The 25,418-nt window shown below is 76.6% G+C and carries 23 protein-coding genes; 4 read left to right on the top strand and 19 right to left on the bottom strand.

Features of this window, described 5'->3' with window-relative positions; translation table 11 throughout:
* Positions 1-25: 25 nt before the first annotated feature.
* Positions 26-964 (bottom strand): DMT family transporter, encoded by a 939-nt coding sequence (locus MY526_RS15770; RefSeq protein WP_436694995.1) that lies wholly within the window; start codon positions 962-964, stop codon positions 26-28.
* 90 nt (positions 965-1,054) lie between these two features.
* A complete protein-coding gene (locus tag MY526_RS15765; protein ID WP_436704427.1) occupies positions 1,055-1,801 on the bottom strand; it encodes an SDR family oxidoreductase in 747 nt (248 codons plus the stop codon).
* Positions 1,802-1,891: 90 nt separating this feature from the next.
* On the opposite strand from MY526_RS15765, the gene MY526_RS15760 reads away from it, so the two are divergent.
* Complete coding sequence (locus tag MY526_RS15760) at positions 1,892-3,454, top strand: helix-turn-helix domain-containing protein (protein ID WP_436704425.1); 1,563 nt, start codon at positions 1,892-1,894, stop codon at positions 3,452-3,454.
* A gap of 21 nt (positions 3,455-3,475) precedes the next feature.
* Here the strand turns inward: MY526_RS15760 and MY526_RS15755 are convergent, their stop codons facing one another.
* From MY526_RS15755 to MY526_RS15745, 3 genes are all read right to left on the bottom strand, one after another.
* Positions 3,476-4,234 (bottom strand): SDR family NAD(P)-dependent oxidoreductase, encoded by a 759-nt coding sequence (locus MY526_RS15755; RefSeq protein ID WP_436694992.1) that lies wholly within the window; start codon positions 4,232-4,234, stop codon positions 3,476-3,478.
* Positions 4,235-4,311: 77 nt separating this feature from the next.
* Positions 4,312-5,037 carry a DUF5995 family protein gene (locus MY526_RS15750; RefSeq protein WP_436704423.1) on the bottom strand — a complete coding sequence of 242 codons (726 nt, stop codon included), beginning with the start codon at positions 5,035-5,037 and terminating at the stop codon, positions 4,312-4,314.
* Between the two features lie 32 nt (positions 5,038-5,069).
* Complete coding sequence (locus tag MY526_RS15745; protein WP_436694989.1) at positions 5,070-6,926, bottom strand: PucR family transcriptional regulator; 1,857 nt, start codon at positions 6,924-6,926, stop codon at positions 5,070-5,072.
* Positions 6,927-7,288: 362 nt separating this feature from the next.
* Between MY526_RS15745 and MY526_RS15740 the strand changes: the two genes are divergently transcribed.
* Positions 7,289-8,299, top strand: coding sequence for a DUF2877 domain-containing protein (locus MY526_RS15740; protein WP_436694987.1), 1,011 nt, complete (start codon positions 7,289-7,291; stop codon positions 8,297-8,299).
* A gap of 96 nt (positions 8,300-8,395) precedes the next feature.
* On the opposite strand, the gene hisG is transcribed toward MY526_RS15740, so the two are convergent.
* The 8 genes from hisG to MY526_RS15700 all read right to left on the bottom strand — a co-directional run bounded on the left by hisG (position 8,396) and on the right by MY526_RS15700 (position 14,577).
* On the bottom strand, positions 8,396-9,262 hold the full coding sequence (gene hisG / locus MY526_RS15735) for an ATP phosphoribosyltransferase (protein ID WP_436694985.1): 867 nt from the start codon (positions 9,260-9,262) through the stop codon (positions 8,396-8,398).
* An 82-nt stretch (positions 9,263-9,344) separates the two neighbouring features.
* Positions 9,345-9,608, bottom strand: a complete 264-nt coding sequence (locus tag MY526_RS15730; RefSeq protein WP_436694984.1) for a phosphoribosyl-ATP diphosphatase — start codon at positions 9,606-9,608, stop codon at positions 9,345-9,347.
* Positions 9,605-10,129 (bottom strand): 6,7-dimethyl-8-ribityllumazine synthase, encoded by a 525-nt coding sequence (gene ribH, locus MY526_RS15725; RefSeq protein WP_436704422.1) that lies wholly within the window; start codon positions 10,127-10,129, stop codon positions 9,605-9,607. The genes MY526_RS15730 and ribH overlap by 4 nt, the downstream gene beginning before the upstream one ends.
* Positions 10,126-11,436, bottom strand: a complete 1,311-nt coding sequence (locus MY526_RS15720; RefSeq protein ID WP_436694980.1) for a bifunctional 3,4-dihydroxy-2-butanone-4-phosphate synthase/GTP cyclohydrolase II — start codon at positions 11,434-11,436, stop codon at positions 10,126-10,128. The genes ribH and MY526_RS15720 overlap by 4 nt, the downstream gene beginning before the upstream one ends.
* Before the next feature lie 73 nt (positions 11,437-11,509).
* Positions 11,510-12,118 carry a riboflavin synthase gene (locus MY526_RS15715; protein ID WP_436704420.1) on the bottom strand — a complete coding sequence of 203 codons (609 nt, stop codon included), beginning with the start codon at positions 12,116-12,118 and terminating at the stop codon, positions 11,510-11,512.
* A 1-nt stretch (position 12,119) separates the two neighbouring features.
* Positions 12,120-13,184 (bottom strand): bifunctional diaminohydroxyphosphoribosylaminopyrimidine deaminase/5-amino-6-(5-phosphoribosylamino)uracil reductase RibD, encoded by a 1,065-nt coding sequence (gene ribD / locus MY526_RS15710; protein ID WP_436704418.1) that lies wholly within the window; start codon positions 13,182-13,184, stop codon positions 12,120-12,122.
* Positions 13,181-13,852, bottom strand: a complete 672-nt coding sequence (gene rpe, locus MY526_RS15705) for a ribulose-phosphate 3-epimerase (protein ID WP_436694976.1) — start codon at positions 13,850-13,852, stop codon at positions 13,181-13,183. The genes ribD and rpe overlap by 4 nt, the downstream gene beginning before the upstream one ends.
* 26 nt (positions 13,853-13,878) lie before the next feature.
* Positions 13,879-14,577: a DUF1775 domain-containing protein gene (locus tag MY526_RS15700; protein WP_436704416.1), complete on the bottom strand. Its 699-nt coding sequence runs from the start codon at positions 14,575-14,577 to the stop codon at positions 13,879-13,881.
* Positions 14,578-14,710: 133 nt separating this feature from the next.
* Between MY526_RS15700 and MY526_RS15695 the strand changes: the two genes are divergently transcribed.
* Together MY526_RS15695 and MY526_RS15690 are read left to right on the top strand one after the other, a co-directional pair.
* The gene (locus MY526_RS15695) at positions 14,711-16,081 is read left to right on the top strand and encodes a sensor histidine kinase (protein ID WP_436704414.1); all 1,371 of its coding nucleotides are present in this window, start codon (positions 14,711-14,713) and stop codon (positions 16,079-16,081) included.
* The gene (locus MY526_RS15690; RefSeq protein WP_436704412.1) at positions 16,078-16,743 is read left to right on the top strand and encodes a response regulator; all 666 of its coding nucleotides are present in this window, start codon (positions 16,078-16,080) and stop codon (positions 16,741-16,743) included. Before MY526_RS15695 ends, MY526_RS15690 begins: the two co-directional genes overlap by 4 nt.
* 41 nt (positions 16,744-16,784) lie before the next feature.
* On the opposite strand, the gene MY526_RS15685 is transcribed toward MY526_RS15690, so the two are convergent.
* The 6 genes from MY526_RS15685 to coaBC all read right to left on the bottom strand — a co-directional run bounded on the left by MY526_RS15685 (position 16,785) and on the right by coaBC (position 25,397).
* Positions 16,785-18,152, bottom strand: a complete 1,368-nt coding sequence (locus MY526_RS15685; protein ID WP_436704410.1) for an RsmB/NOP family class I SAM-dependent RNA methyltransferase — start codon at positions 18,150-18,152, stop codon at positions 16,785-16,787.
* The gene (locus MY526_RS15680) at positions 18,149-19,129 is read right to left on the bottom strand and encodes a methionyl-tRNA formyltransferase (RefSeq protein WP_436704409.1); all 981 of its coding nucleotides are present in this window, start codon (positions 19,127-19,129) and stop codon (positions 18,149-18,151) included. Before MY526_RS15680 ends, MY526_RS15685 begins: the two co-directional genes overlap by 4 nt.
* Entirely contained in the window at positions 19,078-19,611 is a 534-nt protein-coding gene (def, locus tag MY526_RS15675; protein ID WP_436694967.1) for a peptide deformylase, read from the bottom strand. The genes MY526_RS15680 and def overlap by 52 nt, the downstream gene beginning before the upstream one ends.
* 1,242 nt (positions 19,612-20,853) lie before the next feature.
* The gene (locus MY526_RS15670) at positions 20,854-22,836 is read right to left on the bottom strand and encodes a primosomal protein N' (RefSeq protein WP_436704407.1); all 1,983 of its coding nucleotides are present in this window, start codon (positions 22,834-22,836) and stop codon (positions 20,854-20,856) included.
* 44 nt (positions 22,837-22,880) lie between these two features.
* A complete protein-coding gene (metK, locus tag MY526_RS15665; protein WP_436694617.1) occupies positions 22,881-24,077 on the bottom strand; it encodes a methionine adenosyltransferase in 1,197 nt (398 codons plus the stop codon).
* Positions 24,078-24,185: 108 nt separating this feature from the next.
* Positions 24,186-25,397 carry a bifunctional phosphopantothenoylcysteine decarboxylase/phosphopantothenate--cysteine ligase CoaBC gene (gene coaBC, locus MY526_RS15660; protein WP_436704405.1) on the bottom strand — a complete coding sequence of 404 codons (1,212 nt, stop codon included), beginning with the start codon at positions 25,395-25,397 and terminating at the stop codon, positions 24,186-24,188.
* Between the last annotated feature and the right edge of the window lie 21 nt (positions 25,398-25,418).

Raw genomic sequence — 25,418 nt, 5'->3', positions numbered from 1 at the left:
GGACCCCGCCTGCCCTCGACACCGGTCAGGCCGCCGCCCCGGCCTCCTGCGGCACCGCCGCGGGACGCCGGGGCCGGCCCCGGCGGCGGGACAGCGCGACGCCGGCCAGGCACACCGCACCCCCGGCGACGGCCAGGGCGGGCGGCACCTCGTCCAGCAGCAGCCAGCCCAGCAGGATCACCAGAGGCGGGACCAGGTAGGTCGTCACCCCGAGCTGCCCGGCGTCCATGCGGGCCAGCGCGTACGCCCAGGTGCTGAACGCCAGCGCGGTCGGGACCACGCCCAGGTAGACCATCCCGGCCACGGACGCCGCCGGTGCCGTGCCCAGCTCGCCCGCGAGCGCCCCGGCCCACGGCAGGCAGCACACCGCACCGGTCGCGCACGCGGTGAAGGTGACCTGCAGCGGCGGGAGCCGGCGCAGCACCGGCTTCTGGGCGACCACCCCGGCCGCGTACGTGACGGCCGCGACCAGGCAGAACGCGACGCCCAGCACGTCGGCGTCCGCACCCCGGGTGGCCAGCCCGATCAGCAGCACGCCGGCGAAGGCGACCGCGATGCCGGCGACCAGCCGGCGCGGGAACCCCTCCCCGAGCAGCAGCCCGGCGAAGACCGCGATGAGGATCGGCCCGATGTTGACCAGCATCGCCGTCGTGCCGGCGTCCAGGTGCTGCTCCGCCGCGTTGAGCGCGACGTTGTAGACGCCGAACCAGCCGATCCCGCAGACCGCGAGCAGCCCCCACTCGCGGCGGGTCGGCGGGACCCAGCGCTGCCGCGAGGCGGCCAGCAGGACGGCGAGGGTCACCGTGCCGACGGCCAGCCGGCCCAGCGCCAGCGCACCCGGCGAGAGGTCGGCGCCCACACCGCGGATGCCGACGAACGCCGAGGCCCAGGCCAGCAGGGTGACCGCGACGGCGGCGAGGACGGGGAGGGCGGTGCGGGGGGACGGCGTCTGGAGGTTCGGCACACCGGGACCCTAGGCAGCGCCACCGACACCGCACCGGCGGGAATCCGACGTCGTCCTCCCCGCTGCGGGATCCGGCAGGAACGCTGCGGTTCAGCCGCGCAGGTGCTCCTGGTAGGTGCGGTGCCCGCGGGCGCCACCGGTGGGCAGCGCGGCGCCGTCCCGGAACGCCGCCGACAGCCGCCCGGGCACCGGGGTGGCCACCACGCGGGCACCGGGCTCGCGGGCCGCCGCCCACGCCCGCGCCATCTCAGCGGCGGTGAGCTCCTCGGGCCCGCTGAACTCCACGACGTCCCCCGACACCGCCCCGGTCGCGACCGTGGCGGTGTACGCGGCCGCCTCCCCGACGTCCACCGGCTGGGCCCGCCAGCCCATCGGCACCGGCAGCAACGGACCCCGGCGGGCCGTGCCCAGCAGCTCGTCGACGAGGTCGTGGAACTGGGTGATCCGCAGCAGGGTGACCGGCAGGCCCGAGCCCAGCAGCACCTGCTCGGCGGCGAACTTGGCGTGGTAGTAGCCGTAGGGGATGCGGTCGACGCCGACGATCGACACGAAGACCAGGTGCCGCAGCCGTTCGCGGTCGACGGCCTGCACCAGCCGCCGGGTGCCGGCGACGTCGGCCTGCCAGTAGTCCCCCCGCGCGTCGCTGGCCGCGTGCACGACGACCTCCGCGCCGGCCAGCGCCGCGGGCAGGTCGCGGCCGGTGGCGAGGTCCCCCCGCACACCGCCCGGGCCGGTGCCCCGGCGCGACATCTGGCGCACCCGGTGTCCCGTCCCCTGCAGCTGGTCGACCACTCTCCGGCCGAGTCGCCCGGTTCCTCCGGTGACGAGAACGTCCATGGCCCCAGTCTGGCCGGACCGGTCCGTCTCTCGCGCGCACCGGCGCGCCGCGGGCCGTGTCATCTCACATGCGAGATAGCGTCTCCTCCCGTGACGGCCATCGACACTCCCCCGACCGATGCGGCGCCCCCGGACACCGCAATGCGGCGGATCGGCCTGCTGGTCCGCGACGCCCGGCGGCACCGCGGGCTCACCCAGCTCCAGCTCGCCGAGCGGCTGGGCACCAGCCAGAGCGCCATCGCGCGGATCGAGCAGGGCGGCCAGAACCTGACCCTCGAGCTGCTGGGCCGGCTCTCCGAGGCCCTCGAGCGCGAGCTGTTCACCGTCGGCCCCTCCGGGCCCACCCACCTGCGGGTCACCGGCGGCACGCCGCTGCGCGGCAGCGTCGCGGTCAAGTCGTCCAAGAACGCCGCGGTCGCCCTGCTGTGCGCGGCCCTGCTGAACCGCGGCCGGACGACGCTGCGCAACGTGGCCCGCATCGTCGAGGTCGAGCGGATCCTCGACGTGCTGCGCTCCATCGGTGTCGCGGCGACCTGGGACGTGACCGGCCGCGACCTCACCCTCGTCGTCCCCGACGAGCTGGACCTGGCCGGCATCGACGCCGACGCCGCCCGCCGGACCCGCAGCATCATCATGTTCCTCGGCCCGCTGCTGCACCGGGCCCGGCAGTTCGACCTGCCCTACGCCGGCGGCTGCGACCTGGGCACCCGCACGGTCGAGCCGCACATGATCGCGCTGCGCCCCTTCGGCCTGGAGGTCGAGGCGCGGGCCGGCGAGTACCACGCGACGGTCACCGAGCCGACCAGCGCCGGCCGCACGATCGTGCTGACCGAGCGGGGCGACACCGTCACCGAGAACGCGCTGCTGGCCGCCGCCCGCGCCGACGGGACGACGACGATCCGCAACGCCAGCTCCAACTACATGGTCCAGGACCTCTGCCTGTACCTGCAGCTGCTCGGCGTCGACATCGAGGGCCTGGGCTCCACGACGCTGACCGTCCACGGGCGGCCGGAGCTCGACGCCGACGTCGACTACACCATCAGCGAGGACCCGGTCGAGGCGATGAGCCTGCTGACCGCGGGCATCGTCACCGGCTCGGAGCTCACCGTCCGCCGGGCGCCGATCGAGTTCCTGGAGATCGAGCTGGCCGTCCTCACCGAGATGGGCCTGCGCTACTCGCTGTCGCCGGAGTACCGGGCCGACAACGGGCACACCCGGCTGGCCGACGTGACCCTCCACCCGTCGGAGCTCAAGGCGCCGATCGACAAGATCCACCCGATGCCGTTCCCGGGCCTCAACATCGACAACCTGCCGTTCTTCGCCGTCATCGCGGCCGCCGCCACCGGCGCGACGCTGATCCACGACTGGGTCTACGACAACCGGGCGATCCACCTCTCCGACCTGACCCGGCTCGGCGCCGACGTCCGGCTGCTGGACCCGCACCGGGTGCTGATCACCGGGCCGACCCGGTGGTCCAGCGCCGAGGTGGTCTGCCCGCCGGCGCTGCGCCCGGCGGTCTGCATCCTCCTGGCCATGCTCGCGGCCAAGGGGACGTCGGTGCTGCGCAACGTCGACATCATCGCCCGCGGCTACGAGCAGCTGTACGAGCGCCTGGTGGAGATGGGCGCCCAGATCGAGGTCTTCCGCGACTGAGAAAGGACCCGACCTCGACCTTCACCTCTCCTGGTCGGCGGGGCGGATCAGCACCTCGTTGACCGCGACGTGCGGCGGCTGGGTGACCACGTAGAGGACGGCGCGGGCGATGTCCTCGGGGCGCAGCGCCGTCATCTCCGCGTGCATCCGCTCCGAGGCCGCCTTCGCCTCCGGCTGGGTGATGTGCGAGTTGAGCTCGGTCGTGACGGCGCCCGGCTCCACCAGCGAGACGCGCACGCCGCGGGTGGTCACCTCCTGGCGCAGCGACTCGCTGAAGGCGTTCACCGCCCACTTGCTCGCGTTGTAGACGCCGGCGCCCTTGCGGGCCGTCCGCCCGGCGACGCTGGAGACGTTCACGACGTCGCCGGAGCCCTGCTCGAGCATGCCGTCGATCGCGGCATGGGTCGTGTACATGAGCCCGAGGACGTTGGTGGAGATCATCCGCCGCCAGTCCTCGGGGTCGGCGCCGACGATGGTGCCCAGCAGCATCACGCCGGCGTTGTTGACCAGGACGTCGAGGCCGCCGAGCTCCTCCCGGGTGCGCCGGACGGCGTCGCGGCAGGACGCCTCGTCGGTGACGTCGAGGTCCACCGCCAGCACGCGCCCGCCGCCGTCGCGCAGCTTCCTCGACAGCGCCTCGAGCCGGTCGCGGCGGCGGGCGCCGATCGCCACGGCAGCGCCGGCCTCGGCCAGCGCGACGGCGGTCGCCTCGCCGATGCCCGACGACGCGCCGGTGACCAGCGCGACCTTCCCCGACAGCGGACCGGGAGCCTGGGTCATGCGTTCCTCCTCGCGGGCCGCCGGGTGCGGCCTCGCCCCCAGCCTGGCCGATCCGGCCGGGTCCGGCGCGGAGGGGGTCAGGCCAGGCGGACCCCGAAGCCGCGGACGGCCAGCCGGAGGAGGACCGGGCCGGGCCGCAGCAGGTCGGCCACGCGGTCGGCGGAGACGGCCTCCAGCTCGGCGACCCGCCGGGCGTAGGCGTCCGGCCCGCACCGGCGCGCCGTGTCCAGCCGCCCGGCGTTGGCCCACACCTTGCGCCGCGACTCCCGGAGGAAGACGTGGCTGGCGGTCCGGTTGGCCGGCGCCAGCAGCCGGTCCAGGGCGCTCCGCCGGCCGCCGGCGCGGTGCAGCACGGCGTCCTCCGCGGCGATGCGGGAGGCGAGCACCCCGTCGATGCGCTCGTGGTCGCGCCGGCGGCGCGCGCGGACCGCGGGGTCGTCGAAGTCGGCGGGCGGGATCACCCGGACCAGCGACTGCGGCAGGTCGAAGTTGATGTGCGCGTTCATGCCGAGCAGCACGTGCGCCTCCGGCGCCAGGTCGCGCCGGGCGCCGAAGGCCAGCCGCCACGGCCGCGCCGGGGCGGCCGGGTCCCGGCGGTGCGCGGCGAGGGCGTCGAGGTAGAGCTCGGCGAAGTCGACGTCCCAGTCGGTCACCCAGGCGGGATCCTCGAACCGGCCGTCGTCGATGGCGGCGCCCACGGCGACCGTCGTCCGCAGGTAGGTGCCGAGGAAGAAGCGCGCCGGGTCGCGGGCCGCCTGCAGGGACGCCAGCACCTCCCTCATCCGGGCCACCAGCGCGTCCACACCTCTCCCCACGCGCGCCGCCCTCCCCGGGTTCAGATGAGCGCGTCGAGGCCCTCGTCGGGCGGCAGGGACAGCGCGGCGTCCACCGGGGGCCGGTGCGGCTGGTCGAGGCCCCGCATGCGGGCCGCGTGCAGCGCCAGCAGCAGGTTCAACCGCAGGGTGGGGTCGGAGGTGAAGGGCCCCAGCAGCCGCTCCAGCTTGCCGATCCGGTAACGCATCGTGTTGTAGTGGAAGTGCAGCCGGCGCGCGGACTCCGCGACGTTGAGATTGGTCTCCAGCAGCACCCGGAGCGTCTCCCGGAGGTCGGCCGAGTCGGGGTCGGTGGCGTCGGCGAGGGTCCCGAGCACCTCGTCGACGTAGTTGCGCAGCTCGGTGCTGTCGGGGATGAGGGACAGCAGCCGGAAGACGCCGAGCTGGTCGAAGTGCGTGACCGCCTGCGTGCCGTGGATCTCCTGGCCGACGGCGAGCGCGCGCTGCGCCTGCTGGTGGGCCTCGCCCAGCGCGGAGAGGGACCCGGCCGGCCGGCCGATCCCCGTGCCGAGCACGCGGCCCACGCGGCGCACCCGCGCGTTGACCCGCGAGGTCACCGCCGAGACCAGCGAGCTCAGCTCCTCCGGCGTCCGGCCGTCGAGCGGGAGCACGGTGACGATCTCGGTGGACAGCCCGGCGACCGCCGCGCCGGACACCTCCGCCTCCAGCGCACCCCGCCAGCCGTCGGCCAGCCGGTCGAGGACGTCGAGGGCGCGGGTGGGGTCGGCCTGCGGGTCGGCGGCGGTCTCGGTGGCCGTCACCAGGACGACGACGGGGCCGTCCAGCCGCCAGCCGAACGAGCGGGTCTGGGCCAGCGCCCGCTCGGTGTGCCGCAGCGACCCGGCGACCAGGCGCCGCACGAGGTCGCCCTGGAAGCGCAGCTCCACGGAGTGCACGGCCTGCTGGCGGATCACCGACAGCGCCGAGACGACGGCCGCCCGCTCCAGCACGCCGCCGGCTCCGACGATCATCGGGCCGGTCCGGTGCACGGCGACCAGCCACCCGTGCCGCTGGTCGCCGGCCATGATCGGCGCGACCGCGTACTCCCCCACCCCACCGGGCAGCTCGTGGTGCCCGGGGACCAGCAGGATGCCGTCGGCCGGGGAGAGGTCGGCGTCGGCGAGCACGTCGGCGGGGGTGACGACGGTCTGGTCGGCACGGACGCCGGAGAGCCGGCGGGACGGCGCCATGGTGGCGAGCTCGTCCTCGGCCTCGGCGTCCAGGAGCCACAGCCAGTCGCTGATCTCCTCGACGTCCTCGGCCGGGCCGGCGGAGGTGGCGATCTCGCGGTCGGGGCCCAGCCCCAGGACGGCCGCGCCCTCGAGGAACACGGCCAGCTGCTCGGTCACCTCGGCCAGGCCGCCGCCGCTGAGCGCCACGTCGATGAACTGGTCGTGCATGCGCCACGAGAGCGCCAGCGCCTCGCCCTGCTTCCCGACGACGGCGCCGAGCACCTCGGACACCGCCTCGTCCATCCGGGCGGTCGCCGGCAGGGCGAGCACCGGGAAGGCGCGGCGGTCGGCCTCGGCGAGGACCTCGTCGGGCACCGGGGAGGGCCCCTCGGTGCGCCGGAAGGCCAGGCCCGCGCTGCCCATCGAGTCCAGCCGCTCCACGAGCGCGCGGCAGTTGGCGGCGTCGGCCGGGGGCAGCCGCGCGCCGAGGACCACGAGGACGTCGGGGCCGGCCACGGCCAGCGGCTCGGCGGGGTCGTCGACGACCATGTGCCGCAGCACGCGGGCCAGCCCACCGGCCCCCGCCACGACCTCCGTGCCGGTCAACCCGGGCAGCTGGAGGGCCTCCTCGAGGGTCAGCCCCATGCGCTCCTGCCACGGGCTCCGCTCGCCGCGGTTCCCGACCACGGTCGTCTCCACGGAGGACCACTGGCGACGAATCGACAGTGCGCCGTCACCCTGAGTAGACCTAGTGAGTGAAGTGTCACCCTGGGTCATGACACCCACCCTCCCCGCAAATGATGCACATGGCACTACCACGGCACCCTGTCAGGAGTGCCTGGACCAACGACCCCATTCTTGGCGACTTCCGCCATACAGGGCCATGCGACGCGCCGCTTAGGTTCGAGACCCGGACCACTCCGCCCGCTGGATGGTAGGCCGGACACCGAGCCACGGTGCCGCCAGTCCCTCCGGCCCGGAGCAACGGGCCCGGGCGGGGGGCCTCGAGCCGACGGTGCCTCTCGTTGCATCCAGGTGAAGAGGCCGCCATGCGCACCATCGACGAGACCGCCGGCCAGGGCGGAAGCCGCCCCGGCGCCCCGACGTCCGCCCGCAGCCAGGCCGCACGGGCCGGCGTCCCGACCATCCCTCTCCCCCGCGAACAGGCACAGGCCACCGCCCGCACCGCTCCCCCGGCGCGCCCCGCGACCGCCGTCCCCGCCTCGGCGAGCACGGGAGTCGCCGACCTCCTCCGCGGCCCGGTCCGCCCGGCCCGCGTCCTCATGAGCGTGCCCGCCGCGGTCTACCTGCACGTGCCCACCGAGCGCGGCGGCGAGGTGGTCGGCGTGCTCACCAGCGACGCAGCCCGGCTGCCGCTGGCCTGCGTCCTCTTCCGCCCCAGCAACGGCCGCCCGCTGGTGGCCCTGCCCAGCGACGCGCCCGCCGACGTCGGTGGCGGGCGGATCGTCGTCGGTGACCTCGCGGTCAGCGCCGCCGCCTGGTGGGACCCCCGGCCCCGGCTGCCCAGCCCCCGCCCGGCACTGCTGCCCGAGGGTGTCCGGCAGCTGCGCAACGCCCTGTACGGCGAGGGTGTCCCGCACAGCGCCTTCACCCTGCCCGGTCTCCCGGCCGGCCCCGGCGGTCCCCTGGCCGCGCTGCGCGGCGCGGTCCGGCGGGCCGACCTCGACGCCGCGCTGCGCACGGCCGCCCGGCTGGTCGGTCTCGGTCCCGGCCTCACCCCGGCCGGCGACGACGTGATGGCCGGGACGATGGCCGGCCTCGTGCTGCTGGGGCACCCGGCCGCCGAGCGGTTCGCCGCCGGCGTCTACGCCCTCGCCGCGGGCCGGACCACCGAGCTGTCCCGGGCGCTGCTGCGCCACGCCGCGGCCGGCCGGGTCAGCGGCGAGTACGCCGCGGTGCTGCACGGCCTGGTCGGCGAGCGGCCGCTCGCCCCGGCCATCGCCGGCCTGCTGGCCACCGGTTCGACCAGCGGCCGGGCCATGGCCCTGGGCCTGTGCACCGCGATCGACCTCGTCGACCGGACGACCCGCAACCGCTGAGCCCACCGGAACGAGAGCCCCCGTCCAACCGGACGGGGGCTCTCGTCACTGGGACACGGCACGTGTGGCCGTGGTGCGATCCGGAGGATCGCAGTGTCACAGCCGGCAGGCGTGGATGCTCGTGACGAGGATGGCGCGGGCGCCGAGCTCCCAGAGCTCGTCCATCACCCGGTTCGTGTCGGTCTGCGCGACCATCGCCCGCACCGCCGACCAGCCCTCCGTCTGCAGCGGGCTGACCGTCGGCCCCTCCAGGCCGGGCGTCAGCGCGGTCGCCTTCTCCAGCAGCTCGTTGGGGCAGTCGTAGTCGAGCATCACGTACTGGCGGGCCACGAGGACACCGCGCAGCCGGCGGCGCAGCTGGGCGACCGCCGGGATCTCCTCCGCGCCGGCGCGCCGCACGAGGATCGCCTCGCTGGTCAGCACCGGCTCCCCGATGATGTGCAGCCCCGCGGCGCGCAGCGTGGTCCCGGTCTCCACGACGTCGCAGACGGCGTCGGCGACGCCGAGCCGGCAGGCGGTCTCCACCGCGCCGTCGAGCTTGACGACGCCGGCGTGGATGCCCTGCTCGTCGAGGAAGCGACGCAGCAGCACCGGGTAGGCGGTGGCGATGCGCTTGCCGGCCAGCTGCTCGACGGTCTCGACCGCGGACTCCACCGGGGCTGCGAACCGGAAGGAGGACCGGCCGAAGCCCAGCGGCATGACCTCCACCGCGGCGGCGCCCTCGCCGTCGGCGGGGGCGGTCTCGAGCAGCATGTCGCGGCCGGTGATGCCGACGTCGAGGGTGCCGGCGGCCACGTACACGGCGATGTCGCGCGGGCGCAGGTAGAAGAACTCGGTGTCGCTGTCGGGGTCGTAGACGGCGAGGTCCTTGGTGCTCCGCCGCTGCCGGTAGCCGCTCTCGGCGAGCATCTCGGCCGCGGGCTCGCTCAGGACGCCCTTGTTGGGCACGGCGATGCGCAGCACGGGGCCAACTCCTTCTCGGTCGGCCCTCGGGCAGGGACCCGCGGCGCGCGCAGCGTGTCGTGGGGGGCCCGAGGGTCCTTCTTCAGAGGTGAGCGTAGACGTCGTCCAGCGACAGCCCTCGGGCCAGCATGAGCACCTGGACCCGGTAGAGCAGTTGGCTGATCTCCTCCGCCGTCCGCTGCTCGTCCTCGTGCTCGGCCGCCATCCACGACTCGGCCGCCTCCTCGACGACCTTCTTGCCCGCGGCGTGCACGCCGTCGCGGACCGCCGTCACCGTGCCGGAGCCCGGGTCGCCGGCGGCGACCTTCGCCGACAGCTCGGCGAACAGCGAGTCGAAGGTCTTCACGCGCGACTCCCGTCGGTCGGTCGGATGGTGAAGCCGGTCGGCCGCGAGGGGCCACGGACCTGCCGCAGCGTCAGGGCGGTGGCCAGCGCGGCGACGGCCGCCTCCCAGCCCTTGTCCTCCGCGGACCCGGGCAGCCCGGCGCGGTCGCGCGCCTGCTCCTCGGTGTCGCAGGTCAGCACGCCGTTGCCGACCGGCTTGCCGGCGTCGAGCGCCACCCGCGTGAGCCCGGCGGTGACCGCGTCGCAGACGTACTCGAAGTGCGGGGTGCCGCCGCGGATGACCACACCGAGCGCGACGACGGCGTCGTGCCGCTCGGCCAGCGCCTGCGCGACCACCGGCAGCTCGACGGCCCCCGGCGCCCGCACGACGGTCGGCCCGGCGATCCCGCACGCCTCCGCCGCCGCGACCGCCCGGTCGAGCAGCGAGCCGGTGATCTCGGCGTGCCAGGTGGTCGCGACGATGCCGAGGGTCATCCCCGCGGCGTCGACCGCCTCCACCTCCGGCGCCCCCTGACCACTCACAGCTGCTGCTCCACCTGGTGCAGCGGCACGTCGGTGCCGGGGACGGTGGGGGTGTCCGCGGGGCCGGACTCGGTCTCCGGCTCGATGATGTCGAGCAGGTGGCCCATCCGGTCGCGCTTGGTCCGCAGGTAGGCCAGGTTCTCCGCGGTCACGTGGCTGGGTAGGGGCACCCGGCCGGTGATCTTCAGGCCGTAGCCCTCCAGCCCGGCCCGCTTGGCCGGGTTGTTGGTGAGCAGCCGCATGGTGTGCACCCCGAGGTCGACGAGGATCTGCGCGCCGGTGCCGTAGTCGCGGGCGTCGGCAGGCAGGCCGAGGTCGAGGTTGGCGTCGACGGTGTCCACGCCGGCGTCCTGCAGCTGGTAGGCCTGCAGCTTGTGCAGCAGGCCGATCCCCCGGCCCTCGTGCCCGCGGATGTAGAGGACGACGCCGCGGCCCTCCTGGGCCACCGCGGCCAGCGCGGCCTGCAGCTGCGGGCCGCAGTCGCAGCGCAGCGAGCCGAAGACGTCGCCGGTGAGGCACTCGGAGTGCACGCGGACGAGGACGTCCTCGCCGTCGGAGATGTCGCCGTAGACGAACGCGACGTGCTCGCGCTCGTCGTAGGAGCTGCGGTAGCCCACGGCGGTGAAGGTGCCGGGGGCCAGCGGCACGGTGGCCTCGGCGACCCGCTCGACCAGCTTGTCGAAGCGCTTGCGGTAGGCGATCAGGTCGGCGATCGACACCAGGCTGAGGCCGTGCTCGTCGGCGAAGACCCGCAACTCCTCGCCGCGCGCCATGCCGGTCGGGTCCTTCTCGCTGACCAGCTCGCACAGCGTGCCCGAGGGCCGCAGGCCGGCCAGCACCGCCAGGTCGACGGCGGCCTCGGTGTGCCCGGGCCGGCGGAGCACCCCGCCGTCCTTGGCGCGCAGCGGCACGATGTGGCCGGGCCGCGCCAGGTCGGCGGAGTTGGTCTCGCGGTCGGCGAGCAGCCGGATGGTGTGCGCCCGGTCGGACGCGGAGATGCCGGTGGTGATGCCCTCGCGGGCGTCGACGGTCACGGTGTAGGCGGTGCCGCGGCGGTCCTGGTTCACCCGGAACATCGGGGGCAGGTCGAGCCGGTCGGCGTCGTGCTCGGTGACCGCCACGCAGATGTAGCCCGACGTGTAGCGCACCATGAACGCCACCAGCTCCGGGGTGGCGAGCTCGGAGGCGAAGATCAGGTCGCCCTCGTTCTCGCGGTCCTCGTCGTCGATGACGACCACCGGGCGGCCGTCCTTGATGGCGGCGATGGCGTCCTCGATCGAGTCGAGTCGCGTCGTGGGCGTCGTCACGCGTCCTCCTCGCTGGCGCTCGTCGGCCACGCGCCGACGCGTGCTGTGCTCATGCGTGAGCTCGCACGCTCGCTCACGGGCGTGCTCCCAACAGGCGTTCCACGTACTTCGCGACCACGTCGACCTCCAGGTTGACCGGGCTGCCCGGAGGAACCGCGCCGAGCGTGGTCTCGCGCAGGGTGGTGGGGATGAGGCTGACCTCGAACCACGGCTCGGGGTCGTCGACGGCGCTGACCGCGCTGATGGTCAGGGAGACGCCGTCCACGGCGACCGAGCCCTTCTCGACGACGTAGCGGGCCAGCTCGCGGGGCAGCGTGATGCGCACGACCTCCCAGTGCTCGCTGGGGGTGCGGCTGTGCACGGTGCCGACGCCGTCCACGTGGCCCTGCACGAGGTGGCCGCCGAGCCGGGTGTGCGGGGTGACGGCGCGCTCGAGGTTGACCGGGTCGCCCGTGCCCAGGGCCCCCAGGCTGCTGCGGCGCAGCGTCTCGGCCATGACGTCGGTGCTCCAGACCTCGCTGTCGACCGCGGTCACGGTGAGGCAGACGCCGTTCACCGCGATCGAGTCGCCGAGCGCGACGCCCTCGAGCGCCTTGTGCGCCCGGATCCGCAGCCGCGCCGCGTCCTCCTGGTCCTCCCGGACGAGCAGGGTGCCGATCTCCTCGACGATCCCGGTGAACACCTCAGCTCCTCCCGTCCGCGAACCCGCCAGCACCACCAGTGTGCCGGTTCGGGCGCATGCGGATCTGCACGTCCCCGCCCAGGCGGGTGACGTCCACGACCGACAGCGTCAGCGCGTCGCCGATCGAGGTGATTCCCAGGTCACCGATCAGCGATGCCCCGGCACCGAGCAGTTTCGGCGCCAGGTGCAGCACCGCCTCGTCGACCAGCCCGTCGCGCAGGAACGCCGCGGCCAGCGTCGGCCCGCCCTCCAGCAGCACCCGCCGCACGCCCCGGCCGAACAGCTCGGCGAGGAGGTCGCGCGGGCTGGCCGCGGCGCTGACCAGCGTCGGCGCGGCGTCGTCCAGGACCCGGGCGGTGCGCGGCAGCCGGCCGCGGCGGTCGAGGACCACCCGCAGCGGCCGGCGGTCGGCGTCCGGGCCCCCGGTGTCGCGGACGGTGAGCTGGGGGTCGTCGGCCAGCGCGGTGCCCGAGCCGACGACGACCGCGTCGCAGGTGGCCCGCAGCCGGTGGACGGCGGCGCGGGCGGCGGGGCCGGTGATCCAGCGGCTGCTGCCGTCGGCGGCGGCGACCCGGCCGTCGAGCGTCCCGGCGACCTTCCACACCACGTGCGGCCGCTGGGCCCGGGCGCCGGTGAGCCACGCGGCGAGGGCGCCGTCCTCGGCCTCGGCCTGCTCGACGCCCGAGACGACGTCGACGCCGGCGTCGCGCAGCCGCTGCGCGCCGCCCCCGGCCAGCTCGGTCGGCTCGGGCACCGCGACGACCACCCGCGCGATGCCGGCGGCGATCAGCGCGTCGGCGCACGGGCCGGTGCGGCCGGTGTGCGCGCACGGCTCGAGGGTGACGACGACGGTGCCGCCGCGGGCGCGGTCGCCGGCCTGGGTCAACGCGCGGACCTCGGCGTGCGGGCCACCGGGCGGCGCGGTGGCCCCCTCCCCCACGGGTGTGCCGTCGACGGCCAGGACGACGGCTCCGACCGGCGGGTTGGGGCTGGTGCTGCCGAGCACGCCGGCGCCGAGCTCGCGCGCGCGGGCCATCGCGGTGAGCTCGGCCGGGCTGACGGTCACCCCGGCATCGCCGCGGCGGCCTGCGCGCGCAGACCGGCGATGGCGCGGGCGGGGTCCTCGGCGCCGTAGACCGCGGACCCGGCGACGAAGACGTCGGCCCCGGCCGCGGCGGCCTGCTCGATGGTGTCGGCGTTGATGCCGCCGTCCACCTCGAGGAACAGCGTCAGGTGGCCGGCGTCGACCAGCTCCCGGGCCCGGCGGACCTTGGGCAGCGTCTCGGCCATGAACTCCTGGCCCCCGAACCCGGGCTCGACGGTCATGACCAGGAGCGTGTCGAAGTCCGGGAGGACGTCGAGGTACTTCTCCAGCGGGGTGCCCGGCTTGACCGCCAGCCCGGCCAGGGCCCCTGCGGCGCGGAGGTCCCGGGCGACCGCACGCGGGTCGGTGCAGGCCTCGGCGTGCACGGTGACGTTCCGCGCGCCGGCCTCCGCGTAGCCCGGCGCCCACCGCTCGGGTGCCTCGATCATCAGGTGGCAGTCCAGCGGTACGGGGCTGACCGCCTGGATCGCCCGGACCACCGGCAGGCCGAGGGTGAGGTTGGGGACGAAGTGCGCGTCCATGACGTCGACGTGCAGCCAGTCGGCGTCGGCCACCCGGTGCGCCTCGTCGGCCAGCCGGGCGAAGTCCGCCGACAGCAGGCTGGGCGCGATCATCGGGGTGCGGGACACGTCTGGCGAGTCTAGGCGGGCGGAGATCACCGCCCCGCGCGGGAGCGGCGGAACCACAGGCCACCGGCGAGCGCGACCGCCGCGAGGACCGCGAGGCCGGCGATCCAGCCGCCGGCGACCCCGTCGTCGGTGACCTCCGCGCCCGGTGTGGTGGCCGGGGCGGCCTCGGTCGTCGGCGCGGGCGCCTCCGACGTCGTGGCCGGGGCCGGGCTCGCGGTGCTGGCCGGGGCCGGGGCGCCCGGTGCCACGGTGAGCACCGGCGCGGGCTGCTCCGGCTCGGGGGCGCCGGGGGCGGCCTGCTCGATCCAGGCGTCCTCGCCGCCGTCGGCATAGCGCTGCACGGTGGGGAACGCCAGCTCGGTCACCCCGGCCGGCAGCGCGGCGACGGTGACGGCGTACTCGGCGTCCGAGCCCGGCGGCAGCGGCGGCCCGCCGACCTCGAAGCCGTCGGGGGTGGGCGTGAGCACCCAGCCGGCCGGGCCGGAGGCCAGCGTGACCTGGGGAGGCGCGATGCCAGGGGGGAGCTGGGTGCGCATCGCGGCGATGCCGGCCGCCGACTCCGACTCGGCCGTGAACGTCACGGTCACCGGTCCGGTGCCGGCCGTGGCGCCGGGCGCGCTCACCTCGACGTGCGCGGACGCCGTGCCGGTGCCGGCGCCGAGGACGACGGCGGCCAGGAGGGCCGTGGTCAGGAGACGGCGCACGGCCGGTCGGGAGCTGCTCACGCCGCTGTAGTCGTCGCGGACGCGGCCCGGGTTCCCGGGCCGGCGCGGGACCTTCGTCCTGACCTCTCCCCGGCGGGGGCGGGACCGCGCCGCGGAGCCCCCGCGGACGGGGGCGCCCCGTTAGCCTGCCGACGTGAGGCATCTCACACCCACCGCTCAGCGCCGGCAGCCCACGGTGACCACCTCGGTGGTCCGGTTCACCGTCGCCGGGGTGGTCGTGACCCTCGCACTGGCGGTCGTGCTGGGCGCGCTCGCCCGCTCCGCCGGACTCGAGCAGGGGATGCGGTCGGCCGAGCGGGTGGCCCGGGTGGTCGCGCACGGCGTCGTCGTCCCGCTGCTCGGCCCGGCGCTCGTCGACGCGGACGAGGCCGCCCGCGCCCGGCTGCGCACCGACGTCGCGGCCGTGGCCGCCTCCAGCCCGGTGACCGGCCTCAGCGTCCTCGCCGACGACGGTGAGGTGCTGTGGTCCGACGACCGTTCGCTGGTCGGGCAGCAGGTGGACCTGCCGGCCGAGGCCCGCGAGGCCCTCGCCGAGGGGTCGGTGGTCTCGGCCGTCGTCGACGCGGACCGGCCGGGGACCTCCGACGGGACGCTGCTGGAGGTCTACGTCGGCGTGCGCGACTCGTCAGGTCGGCCGCTCCTGGTCGACGTCCACCAGGACCACGCCGCGGTGATGGACGAGGCCTCGGCGGCCTGGTGGACGTTCGCCCCGCCGTCGCTGGCCGCCCTGCTGCTGCTGCAGCTGGTCCAGGTGCCCTTCGCCTGGCGCCTGGCCCGCCAGGTCCGGGAGCACCAGGAGTCGGAGGCCGCGGCGCTGCAGTGGGCGGTGGACGCCTCCGAGGCCGAGCGGCGCCGCATCGCCGGCGAGGTGCACGACGGCGTGGTGCAGGACCTGACCGGGATCACCTTCGAGCTCGACGCCGCCCGGCGGAGCCGGACCGGCGGCGAGGACGACCCGGAGCTGGTCACCCGGACCGCCGACCGGCTGCGGCAGAGCGTCGCCGAGCTGCGCACGCTGCTGGTCGACCTCAACCCGCCGCGGTTGCCGGACGCCGGGCTGGGCCCCGCGCTCGACGTCCTCGCCGACGGACTGCGCCGGTCCGGGGCCCGGGTCGACCTCGACGTCCGGGACGCCGACCGGCTGCCCCGCCCGGTCGCCGCGCTGCTCTACCGGTGCGCCCTCGAGGCGCTGCGCAACGTCTCGGCACACAGCGGCGCGGGGCACGTCGAGATCACGGTCCGGCACGCCGGCCGGTACGCGACGCTGGTGGTCGACGACGACGGCCGCGGCTTCGACGAGGCGCTGCTGGCCGCCCGGGGCGCACACGGCCACGTGGGCCTGCAGTCGCTGGGCGACCGGCTCGCCGCCGTCGGTGGCACGCTGACCGCGGCCAGCGCGCCCGGCGACGGAACGCGGCTGCTGGTGCGGGTGCCGCTCGATCTGGCCGGGTCGAGCGCGCCGCTGACTGCTGCCGTCGCCGAGGGAACGGGGGGCTCCCGATGATCCGCGTGCTGGTGGTCGACGACCACGCCGTCGTCCGGACCGGTCTGGTCCACCTGCTCGACACCACCGACGACCTGGAGTGCGTCGGAGGCGCACCCGACGGCGACCGCGCGCTGGAACTGGTCGCCGAGTGCAGCCCCGACGTGGTGCTGCTCGACCTGTCGATGCCCGGCACCGACGGCGTCGCGGTGATCGAGGCGCTGCGGTCGATGGCCGAGCCGCCGCGGATCCTCGTGCTCACCTCGTTCAGCGACGCCGCGCTGGTCCTCGACGCGGTGTCCGCCGGCGCGGACGGGTACCTGCTCAAGCAGAGCGAGGCGGAGGAGATCCTCGACGGGGTGCGCACCGTCGCCTCGGGCGGCGCGCCGGTCGACCCGGCCGTGGCCCGGTCGCTGCTGCGCGACATGCGGGACCGCCGGCCCGCCCCCACGCCGGTGCTCACCGACCGGGAGGCCGAGGTCCTCGACCTGCTGCGGCTCGGGTACCCGAACAAGACGATCGCCCGCCGGCTGCGGATCAGCGAGCGCACCGTCAAGGTGCACGTCACGCACATCTTCCAGCGCCTGGGCGTGGCCGACCGCACGCAGGCGGCCCTGTGGGCCGAACGGCACACCCGGCGGGCGGAGGACAAGGAGGCCTCGCGCGACCAGCCGGGGCGCTGACCGGCCTGACGACCGCCGGCCGGGACCGGGTCGCCGACCCGTCAGCGGGTGCGGCGCAGCAGGGCCATGAACATCGCGTCGGTGCCGTGCCGGTGTGGCCACAGCTGCCCGTACGCACCGCGGGCCATCCCCGGCACCTCCGGGAACAGCGGCGCGACCGGCAGCACCTCGACGTCATCCCGGGCGGCCGCGGCGTCGGCCACGGCGACGGTCTCGGCGGCGTGCGGGGAGCAGGTCACGTAGGCCACGACGCCGCCGGGCCGCACCGATCCCAGCGCGCCGTCCAGCAGCGCCGTCTGCAGCTCGACCAGCGGCGGCACGTCCGCCGGCGTCCGGCGCCACCGCACCTCCGGCCGGCGGCGCAGCGCGCCCAGCCCGGTGCAGGGCGCGTCGAGCAGCACCCGGTCGAAGGAGCCGGGCGCCCACGGCGGCTGCCGGCCGTCGGCGACCAGCACCTCGACGTCCTCGGCACCGGCCAGCGCGCGGCGGACCAGCTCGGCACGGTGCGGAGCCCGGTCGGCCGCGGTCAGCCGGACGCCGTCGGGTCGCACCGCCGCCAGCAACCCGGCCTTGCCGCCGGGACCGGCGCACACGTCGAGCCAGGCCGCGTCGGGCCCGTCGAGCGGCGCGCGGCCGAGCAGGAGGGCCGCCAGCTGACTGCCCTCGTCCTGCACCGCCGCGGCGCCGGAGGCCACCGCCGGCACCCGGCCGGGATCGCCCCCGCCCAGCCGGACGGCGTACGGCGACCACGGCCCGGGCGTCCCGCCGGACTCCGCGACCAGCTCCTCCCGGGCCAGCCGCCGGGCGACCAGGTGCACCTCGGGCGCGGCGTCGTCGGCCAGCAGGGCCGCCTCGAGCTCGGTGTCGTCGCCGAGCGCCTCCCGCCAGGCCCGCACGATCCACCGGGGGTGGTCGGTGGCCAGGGCCAGCCGCTGCTCGTCGTCGCCGGCCAGCCGGTCCAGCCATGCCGCGCGGTCGCCCACGGCGGCGACCTTGCGCAGCACCGCGTTGACCAGGCCCGACGCGCCCGCGCCGACGATCGCGCGGGTCAGGTCGACGGTCGTGTCGACCGCCGCGTGCGCGGGCACCCGCAGGTCGAGCAGCTGGTGGGCGCCCAGCCGCAGCAGGTCGAGCACGCGCGGGTCGAGCTCGCCGAGCGGCCGGTCGACCAGCCCGCCGAGCACCGCGTCGAGGGTGCCGGTGGCGCGCAGGGTGCCGTAGGCGAGCTGGGTGGTGAAGGCCGCGTCGCGGGTGTCGAGCCGCCGCTCGCGCAGCAGCTGGGGCAGCAGCAGGTTGGCGTAGGCCTCGCGCGAGGAGACGGCGTCCAGCACGTCGTAGGCGGTGAGGCGGGCGCCGTCGAGCTTCGGGCGCCGTCCTCCGGGCCGGGACCGGCGGGGTGGACGGGTCACTCGACCCCCACCAGCTCCCCGGGCGCGGGGCGGGCGCCGCGGGCCCAGTCGGCGGCCGGCAGCACCCGCTTGCCCGCCGGCTGCACGTCGCCCAGCCGGACGGCGCCGCGGCCGGTGCCGACGAGCACCCCGGTCGGGCCGACCGACAGCTCGCCGGGGACGAGGCCGAGGGAGGTCGGCAGCGGCTCGACCGGGCCCAGCCGGAGCCGGTCCCCGCGCCAGGTGGTCCACGCGCCGGGGGCCGGCGTCACCCCGCGGACCCGCCGGTCGACGACGTTCGCGGGCAGCGACCAGTCGACGCGGGCGTCGGCCGGCTCGAGCCGCGGCGCCAGGCTGACCCCGTCGGAGGGCTGCGGCCGGGGCTCCAGCGTGCCGGCCTCGATGCCGTCGAGGGTGGCCAGCAGCAGCCGGGCGCCGCTGCACGCCAGCCGGCCCAGCACGTCGCCCGCGGTGTCCCGCGCGGCGATCGGCTCGGTGACCACGCCGTAGACCGGCCCGGTGTCCAGGCCTGCCTCGAGCCGGAAGGTGGACGCGCCGGTCACCTCGTCGCCGGCCATGACCGCGTGCTGCACGGGGGCCGCGCCGCGCCAGGCGGGCAGCAGCGAGAAGTGCAGGTTGACCCAGCCGTGCCGGGGCAGGTCGAGGGCCGCCTGCGGCACGAGGGCGCCGTAGGCGACGACCGGCGCGCAGTCGACGGCGAGGTCGGCCAGCCGGGCGAGGAACTCGGGGTCGCGGGGCGATCGGGGCTGCAGCACCGGCACACCGGCGGCGTCGGCCCGCTCGGCGACCGGGGAGCGGCTGACGCGACGTCCGCGGCCGGAGCGGGCGTCGGGACGGGTGAGGACGGCGGCGACCTCGTGCGCGGAGCCGAGGAGGAGGTCCAGCGAGGGGACGGCGACGTCCGGCGTCCCGGCGAAGAGCAGCCTCAGTGGGGGCTCACCTCCACGCGCGGGACCCAGGCACCCATGCCGGCCCACTCCGCCTCGGCGATCGCGGCCAGTGCCGCCGCCCGGGCCTCGGGGTCCAGCCGGTCGACGAACAGCACGCCGTCGAGGTGGTCGACCTCGTGCTGCACCGCGCGGGCCAGCAGGTGCGAGCCCTCCACCCGGACCGGTTCGCCGTGCAGGTCGAACCCGGTGGCGGCGACGTGCGTGTGCCGGCGGCAGTCGTAGGCGAAGCCGGGGATGGACAGGCAGCCCTCGGGGCCCTCCTCGGTCTCCTCCCCCACCGGCGCCACCACCGGGTTGACCAGGTGCCCGAGCTCGCCGTCGACGTGCCAGGTGAACACCCGCAGGCCGACGCCGAGCTGCGGCGCGGCCAGCCCGGCACCGCCCGCCGCGAGCATCGTGTCGGTCAGGTCGGCGACGAGGCGGCGCAGCTCGGCGTCGAAGTCGACGACCGCGGCGGCGGGGGTGCGCAGCACCGGGTCGCCGTACAGCCGGATGGGGGTCACGCTCACCGGTCGATCGTAGGGGGCCGCCCCGTCCGCCCCCTCGGCCCGCCGGAGACCGGCCGGGGATTCGGTCCGTGGTCGGCGTGTCCTTGGGCCCTGCCCACCACGTCGGGTCGCGAGGACGATCGTGGAGCGCCGAACCGTTCCACCTGAGCCCGAGGTGATGACCGCCGACCCGTCCCCGCGGAGACACCGCCCCTCTCCGCGGCCGCGCCCGGGCAGGGCGGTGACCGCGTGGGTCTTCTCCTCCGGCGTCGTCGCCGTCCCGCCGGATCTCCGGAACCGCCCGGTGGTGCTGCACCAGGCCGCTCCTGCCGGTCTGCCGCACCGGCGGTGGCCCGAGGCCGTGCTGGTGACCGCGGGCGGGCTCCTCGTCACCGGGGCGTTCCTCCTGGCGGTCGTCGTCGGTGCCTGGGCGGGTCTGTCGCTGGCCGGCGGGGTCGGACCGGGCACGGTCGGGGACATCCCGCTGGCGGTGGCGCTGCCCGACGACCGCGCGACGTCGGGCGGCGCCGGCCGACCCGGTGGACGCCGGCCCGCCGCCGACGGTCGGGGTCCGCGCCGCGGGCGCCGCCGGACCGGTCGCACCGGAGCTGGGGAGCCGCCCGGCACGCGCGGCCGGGACGGTCCTGGGGACGCCGCCGACGACGAGCGCACGGGCCGCCTCGGGGGCTCGCGCCCGCGTGCTGCCCGCCGTGAACCCCCTGCCTCCCGCCGCGCCGCTGCTCCCCGCCGCGCCCGCCCCGGAGGTCCTCCCGCGGGCAGCCGCGCCGGCCGCCGCCGGCCCGCCGGCGGTTCCTGCGCAGGACCCGGCCGCCACGCCCACGGAGGCCCCGGCTCCGCCTCCTGCGGCCCCGGGCAGGACGCCCCCTGTCGACCCGGGCAGCCCGCCGGCTGCGGACCCGGGCACAGCGCCCCCTGACGACCCGGCTCCCCCGCCCGGCGACGGCTCCCCGGAGCACCCGCCGCTCCCGGCCCCGGACGGCGGCGACGGGGACGCCCCGGACGGTCCGGGGACGCCGGCCCCCGGACAGCCCGAGGCGCCCGAGCAGCCCGACGACGGCGACGCCCCCGGCACACCGGCCCCCGGCACACCGGCCCCCGGCACACCGGCCCCCGGGACACCGGCCCCGGAACAGCCCGAGCAGCCTGAGCAGCCTGAGCAGCCCGGCGACGGCTACCAGGTCGAACGGGACCTCGATGCCGGGACGGTGGGGGACGCCGTCGCGGCCGTACCCGGGTAGCGGATCAGACCAGGTCGAGCGGGTCGAGCTGCACGCGCACGTGCTCGGGCGCCTTCTTGGCGCTGCGGACGCCCTGCACCTCGGCCAGCGCGTGCGCCAGGGCCGCACCCTCGCCACGGGGCACCCGGACCAGGTAGCGCTCCCGCTCCCCGTCCTGGCCCGGGCGCGGTGGCTCGGGGACCGGCCCGAGCAGGTCGGCGTCGGCCGGCAGCCGCGCCGCCTCGAGGAACTCGGCCAGCGCCGGCGCGGAGCCCGACAGCGCGGCCATGCGGGTGACCGGGGGGAAACCGAGCTCCCGGCGGTCGGCCAGCTCGCGGGCGGCCAGCCAGGCCGGGTCCCAGCGCACCAGCGCCTGGACGACGGCGTGCGCGGCGTCCGCGGCGACCACCACCTGCCCGCCGTCCGGCGCGGAGCGGACCAGGGCGGCCGCGTTCACCCACCGGCGCAGGGTCTCCTCCCCCGCCCGGAGGTCGGCGCGGCCGAGCAGCGCCCACGAGTCCAGCAGCAGCGCCGCCCCGTACCCGCCCTCGGCGACCGGCTCGGCCCCGGGCGTGGCCACGACCAGCGCCGGGCCGCCCGGCACGGCGGCCAGCACCCCGGAGCCGCGCCCGGAGACCCGCACCGCCGCGCCGGGGAAGGCCCGCCCCAGCTCCTCGGCGGTCCGGGTGGCGCCGACGACGGAGGCGCGCAGCTTGGTGCCGTGGCAGTGCGGGCAGTCGAACGTCGCCGCCGGGCGGGCGCACCAGCGGCAGGCCGGCACGCGGGAGCCGCCCGCCCCGGGCGTCGGTGAGATCCCCAGCGGCCCGGAGCAGACCGGGCACCGCGCCGGGGCGCGGCAGCGGTCGCAGGCCAGGCCGGGCGCGTACCCGGCCCGCGGCACCTGCACCAGCACCGGCGCGCCGTCGGCCAGCGTCTGCCGGGCGACCCGGTGGGCGAGGCTGGGCAGCCGGGCGGTGCGGGCGGCCGGGTCGCGGGCCAGCTCGGCGTCGGCCCCCAGCGCGTGCACCCGGGGCGCGGCGGCGCGCAGGGTGGCGCGGTCGGCCACCAGCTCGTGCGCCCACCCGCTCTCGACCAGGAGCTGCGCCTCGGCGGTGCGGGCGGTCGCCGCGACCACCGCCGCGCACGAGGTCAGGTGCGCGCGGTGCACCAGCACGTCACGGGCGTGTGCGTAGGGCGCGCGCGGTTCGGCGTGCAGGTCGTCGCCGTCGTCCCAGACCGCGACCAGCGTGAGGTCGGCGACCGGCGCGTAGACCGCCGCCCGGGTGCCGAGCACCACCTTCGCGCTGCCGCGGACGGCGTCGAGGAAGCGGCGGTACCGGGCGTCGGGAGCGGCGTCGGCGCGCAGCACGACGAACGAGCCCTTCGGCAGCCGGGCCTCCGCGGCGGCGGCCAGCCGGTCGAGGTCGCGTCCGTCCGGTGCGACGACCAGGGCACCGCGGCCGCCGGAGAGCGCGGCCTGGCACAGCTCGACCAGCCGGGCGGGCCAGTCCTCGCCGGGCAGCGCCGTCCAGACCGCCCGCGCCGGCCGCCCCTCGGCGACCGCGGCCAGCAGGGCCGGACCGGTGGCATACCGCGCGAAGCCGGCCGGGTCGGGCGGCGGCGGGGCGGGTGGCGCCTCGGCCGGCGGGCGCTTCTCGGCGGCGGCCCGGCGCGGCGGCACGGCCAGCCGCAGCACGTCGGGGACGGTGCCGCCCCAGCGGTCGGCGACCGACCGGGCGAGCACCGCGACCTCCGGGGTGAGCACCGGCTCGGACGAGACGAGCTTGGCCAACGGCGCCAGCTTGCCGCCGTGCTCGGTGCTGGTCCCCAGGTCGAGGACGAACCCGTCGACCAGCTGCCCGGCGAAGCGCACGCGGACCCGGCAGCCGGGCCGGACGTCGCCGGCCAGCTCGTCGGGGACGGCGTAGTCGAAGGTCCGGTCGAGGTGCGCCAGGGGCACGTCGACGACGACCCGGGCCACCGTCGGCCCCGTCCGGAGGCTCACCACGGGCGTGCGGGTGGTGAGGGAGACGGGGCCCGCTTCCGGTGCGTTCAGGCCCCGGTGGCCGCGCGGAGCGCCTCGACGCGGTCCAGCCGCTCCCAGGGCAGGTCGATGTCGGTGCGGCCGAAGTGCCCGTAGGCGGCCGTCGGCGCGTAGATCGGGCGCAGCAGGTCCAGGTCGCGGACGATGGCGCCCGGACGCAGGTCGAAGACCGAGCCGATCGCCTTCTCCAGCACGTCGTCGGCGACCGTGCCGGTGCCGAACGTCTCGACGAACAGGCCGACCGGGTGCGCGGCGCCGATGGCGTAGGCCACCTGGACCTCGCAGCGGCGGGCCAGCCCGGCGGCGACGACGTTCTTGGCCACCCAGCGCATCGCGTAGGCGCCGGAGCGGTCCACCTTCGACGGGTCCTTGCCCGAGAAGGCGCCGCCGCCGTGCCGCGCCATGCCGCCGTAGGTGTCGACGATGATCTTGCGACCGGTGAGCCCGGCGTCGCCCATCGGCCCGCCGATGACGAACTTGCCGGTCGGGTTGACCAGCAGCCGGTAGCCGCTGGTGGGCAGGCCGAGGGCCGCCAACTCCGGCTCGACCACCAGCTCCTGGACGTCGGGGGCCAGCAGTTGCTCGATCGAGATGTCCTCGGCGTGCTGGGAGGAGACGACCACGGTGTCGACGGCGACCGGGCGGTCGTCCTCGTAGACGACGGTGACCTGGGTCTTGCCGTCGGGCCGCAGGTAGGGCACCGAGCCGTCCTTGCGCACCGCCGACAGCCGCCGCGACAGCCGGTGCGCCAGCGCGATCGGCAGCGGCATGAGCTCGGGGGTCTCGTCGGTGGCGTACCCGAACATCAGGCCCTGGTCGCCGGCGCCCTGCCGCTCGATCTCGTCCTCGGTGGTGCCCGCGGTGCGCGCCTCGTAGCCGGTGTCCACGCCCTGGGCGATGTCCGGCGACTGGGAGCCGATCGAGACGCTGACGCCGCACGAGGCGCCGTCGAAGCCCTTGCGCGAGGAGTCGTAGCCGATGCCGAGGATCGTCCGGCGGACGATCTCGGCGATGTCGACGTAGCCGGCGGTGGTGACCTCGCCGGCGATGTGCACCTGGCCGGTGGTGATGAGCGTCTCCACGGCGACCCGGCTGCGCGGGTCCTGCTCGAGCATGGCGTCGAGGATGGAGTCGCTGATCTGGTCGGCGATCTTGTCCGGGTGGCCCTCGGTCACCGACTCGGACGTGAAGAGACGGCGTGGCACTGGGGCTCCTAGCGGTCGGGAACGGTTCGGGTCCTGCCGTGCGGCAGGGGCGTCGGGTTGGAGGTTACCGGCGGAGGCCGACCACCGGGCGCACGGACGATGGCCGGTTCAGGACAGCCGCGGCGCCACGGCGCTCCAGATGCCCGCCGCCACGGCGTCCTTGGTGCCCTCGCGCAGCTCGGTGTCGGTGCCGTCGGCGGCGAGCACCACCGCGGCGTTGTCCGGCCGGCCGAACACCCGCCCGCCCGAGACGTCGTTGACCACCAGCAGGTCGCAGCCCTTGCGGGCGAGCTTGGCGCGGGCGTGGGTGAGCACGTCGCCGGCGTCGTCCCCCGTCTCGGCGGCGAAGCCGATGACGAGCTGCCCGGCCGGGCGCTTGGTGACCAGCTCGGCCAGCACGTCGGGGTTGCGTGCCAGCGGCACCGCGCTGGGCTCGGCGGCGCTGCCCTTCTTCAGCTTGGTCGCGGCGACCGTCGACGGCCGGAAGTCGGCGACCGCCGCGGACATGACGACGACGTCGGCGTCCGCCGCCTCGGCCAGCACGGCGCTGCGCAGCTCCTCCGCCGTACCGACGGGGACGACGCGGACCCCGAACGGCGCGGGCAGGTCGACGTTGGCCGCGACGAGCACGACCTCGGCGCCGCGGGCGACGGCCACGCGGGCCAGGGCCCACCCCTGCCGGCCCGACGAGCGGTTGCCCAGGTACCGGACGGGGTCCAGGGGCTCCCGGGTGCCGCCGGCGCTGATGACCACGCGCCGTCCGGCCAGGTCGGGGGCGAGCGCGGCGGCGCCGTCGGTGAGCACCACGGCGGCCAGGGCGGCGATGTCGGCCGGCTCCGGCAGGCGCCCCGGCCCGGAGTCGGGGCCGGTCAGCCGGCCCACGGCCGGGGGCAGCACGATCGCGCCGCGACGGCGGAGGGTGGCCACGTTGTCCTGGGTGGCCGGGTGCAGCCACATCTCGGTGTGCATGGCCGGGACGAAGACCACCGGGCAGTGCGCGGTGAGCAGGGTCGCGGCGAGCAGGTCGTCGGCCCGGCCGGCGGCGGCGCGGGCCAGCAGGTCGGCGGTGGCCGGGGCGACGACGACGAGGTCGGCGGTCTGCCCGATGCGCACGTGGGCCACCTCGTCGACGTCGCTCCAGACGTCGGCGGTGACCGGGTGGCCCGACAGCGCCTCGAACGTGGCCGCCCCGACGAAGCGCAGCGCGGCCGGCGTCGGCACGACCCGCACGTCGTGGCCGGCCTCGGTGAACTCCCGGAGGAGGAGGGCGGCCTTGTAGGCGGCCACTCCCCCGCTGACACCGAGCACGATCCTCGCCATGCGGGTCATCCTCCACCAGAC

It is taken from the genome of Geodermatophilus sp. CPCC 205761, from assembly GCF_051383655.1.
In the GTDB taxonomy this organism is placed as follows: Bacteria; Actinomycetota; Actinomycetes; order Mycobacteriales; family Geodermatophilaceae; genus Geodermatophilus.
Note: the sequence above shows the minus strand (reverse complement) of the source record. Positions and strands in the feature narration are given on the sequence as shown.

What these genes read in the sequence shown, in the direction of transcription:
- MY526_RS15740 (WP_436694987.1), top strand. Translation starts at nt 7,289, where the DNA reads ATGCGCACCATCGACGAGACCGCCGGCCAGGGCGGAAGCCGCCCCGGC.
- MY526_RS15755 (WP_436694992.1), bottom strand. Translation starts at nt 4,234, where the DNA reads ATGACCCAGGCTCCCGGTCCGCTGTCGGGGAAGGTCGCGCTGGTCACC.
- coaBC (WP_436704405.1), bottom strand. Translation starts at nt 25,397, where the DNA reads ATGGCGAGGATCGTGCTCGGTGTCAGCGGGGGAGTGGCCGCCTACAAG.
- MY526_RS15765 (WP_436704427.1), bottom strand. Translation starts at nt 1,801, where the DNA reads ATGGACGTTCTCGTCACCGGAGGAACCGGGCGACTCGGCCGGAGAGTG.
- MY526_RS15690 (WP_436704412.1), top strand. Translation starts at nt 16,078, where the DNA reads ATGATCCGCGTGCTGGTGGTCGACGACCACGCCGTCGTCCGGACCGGT.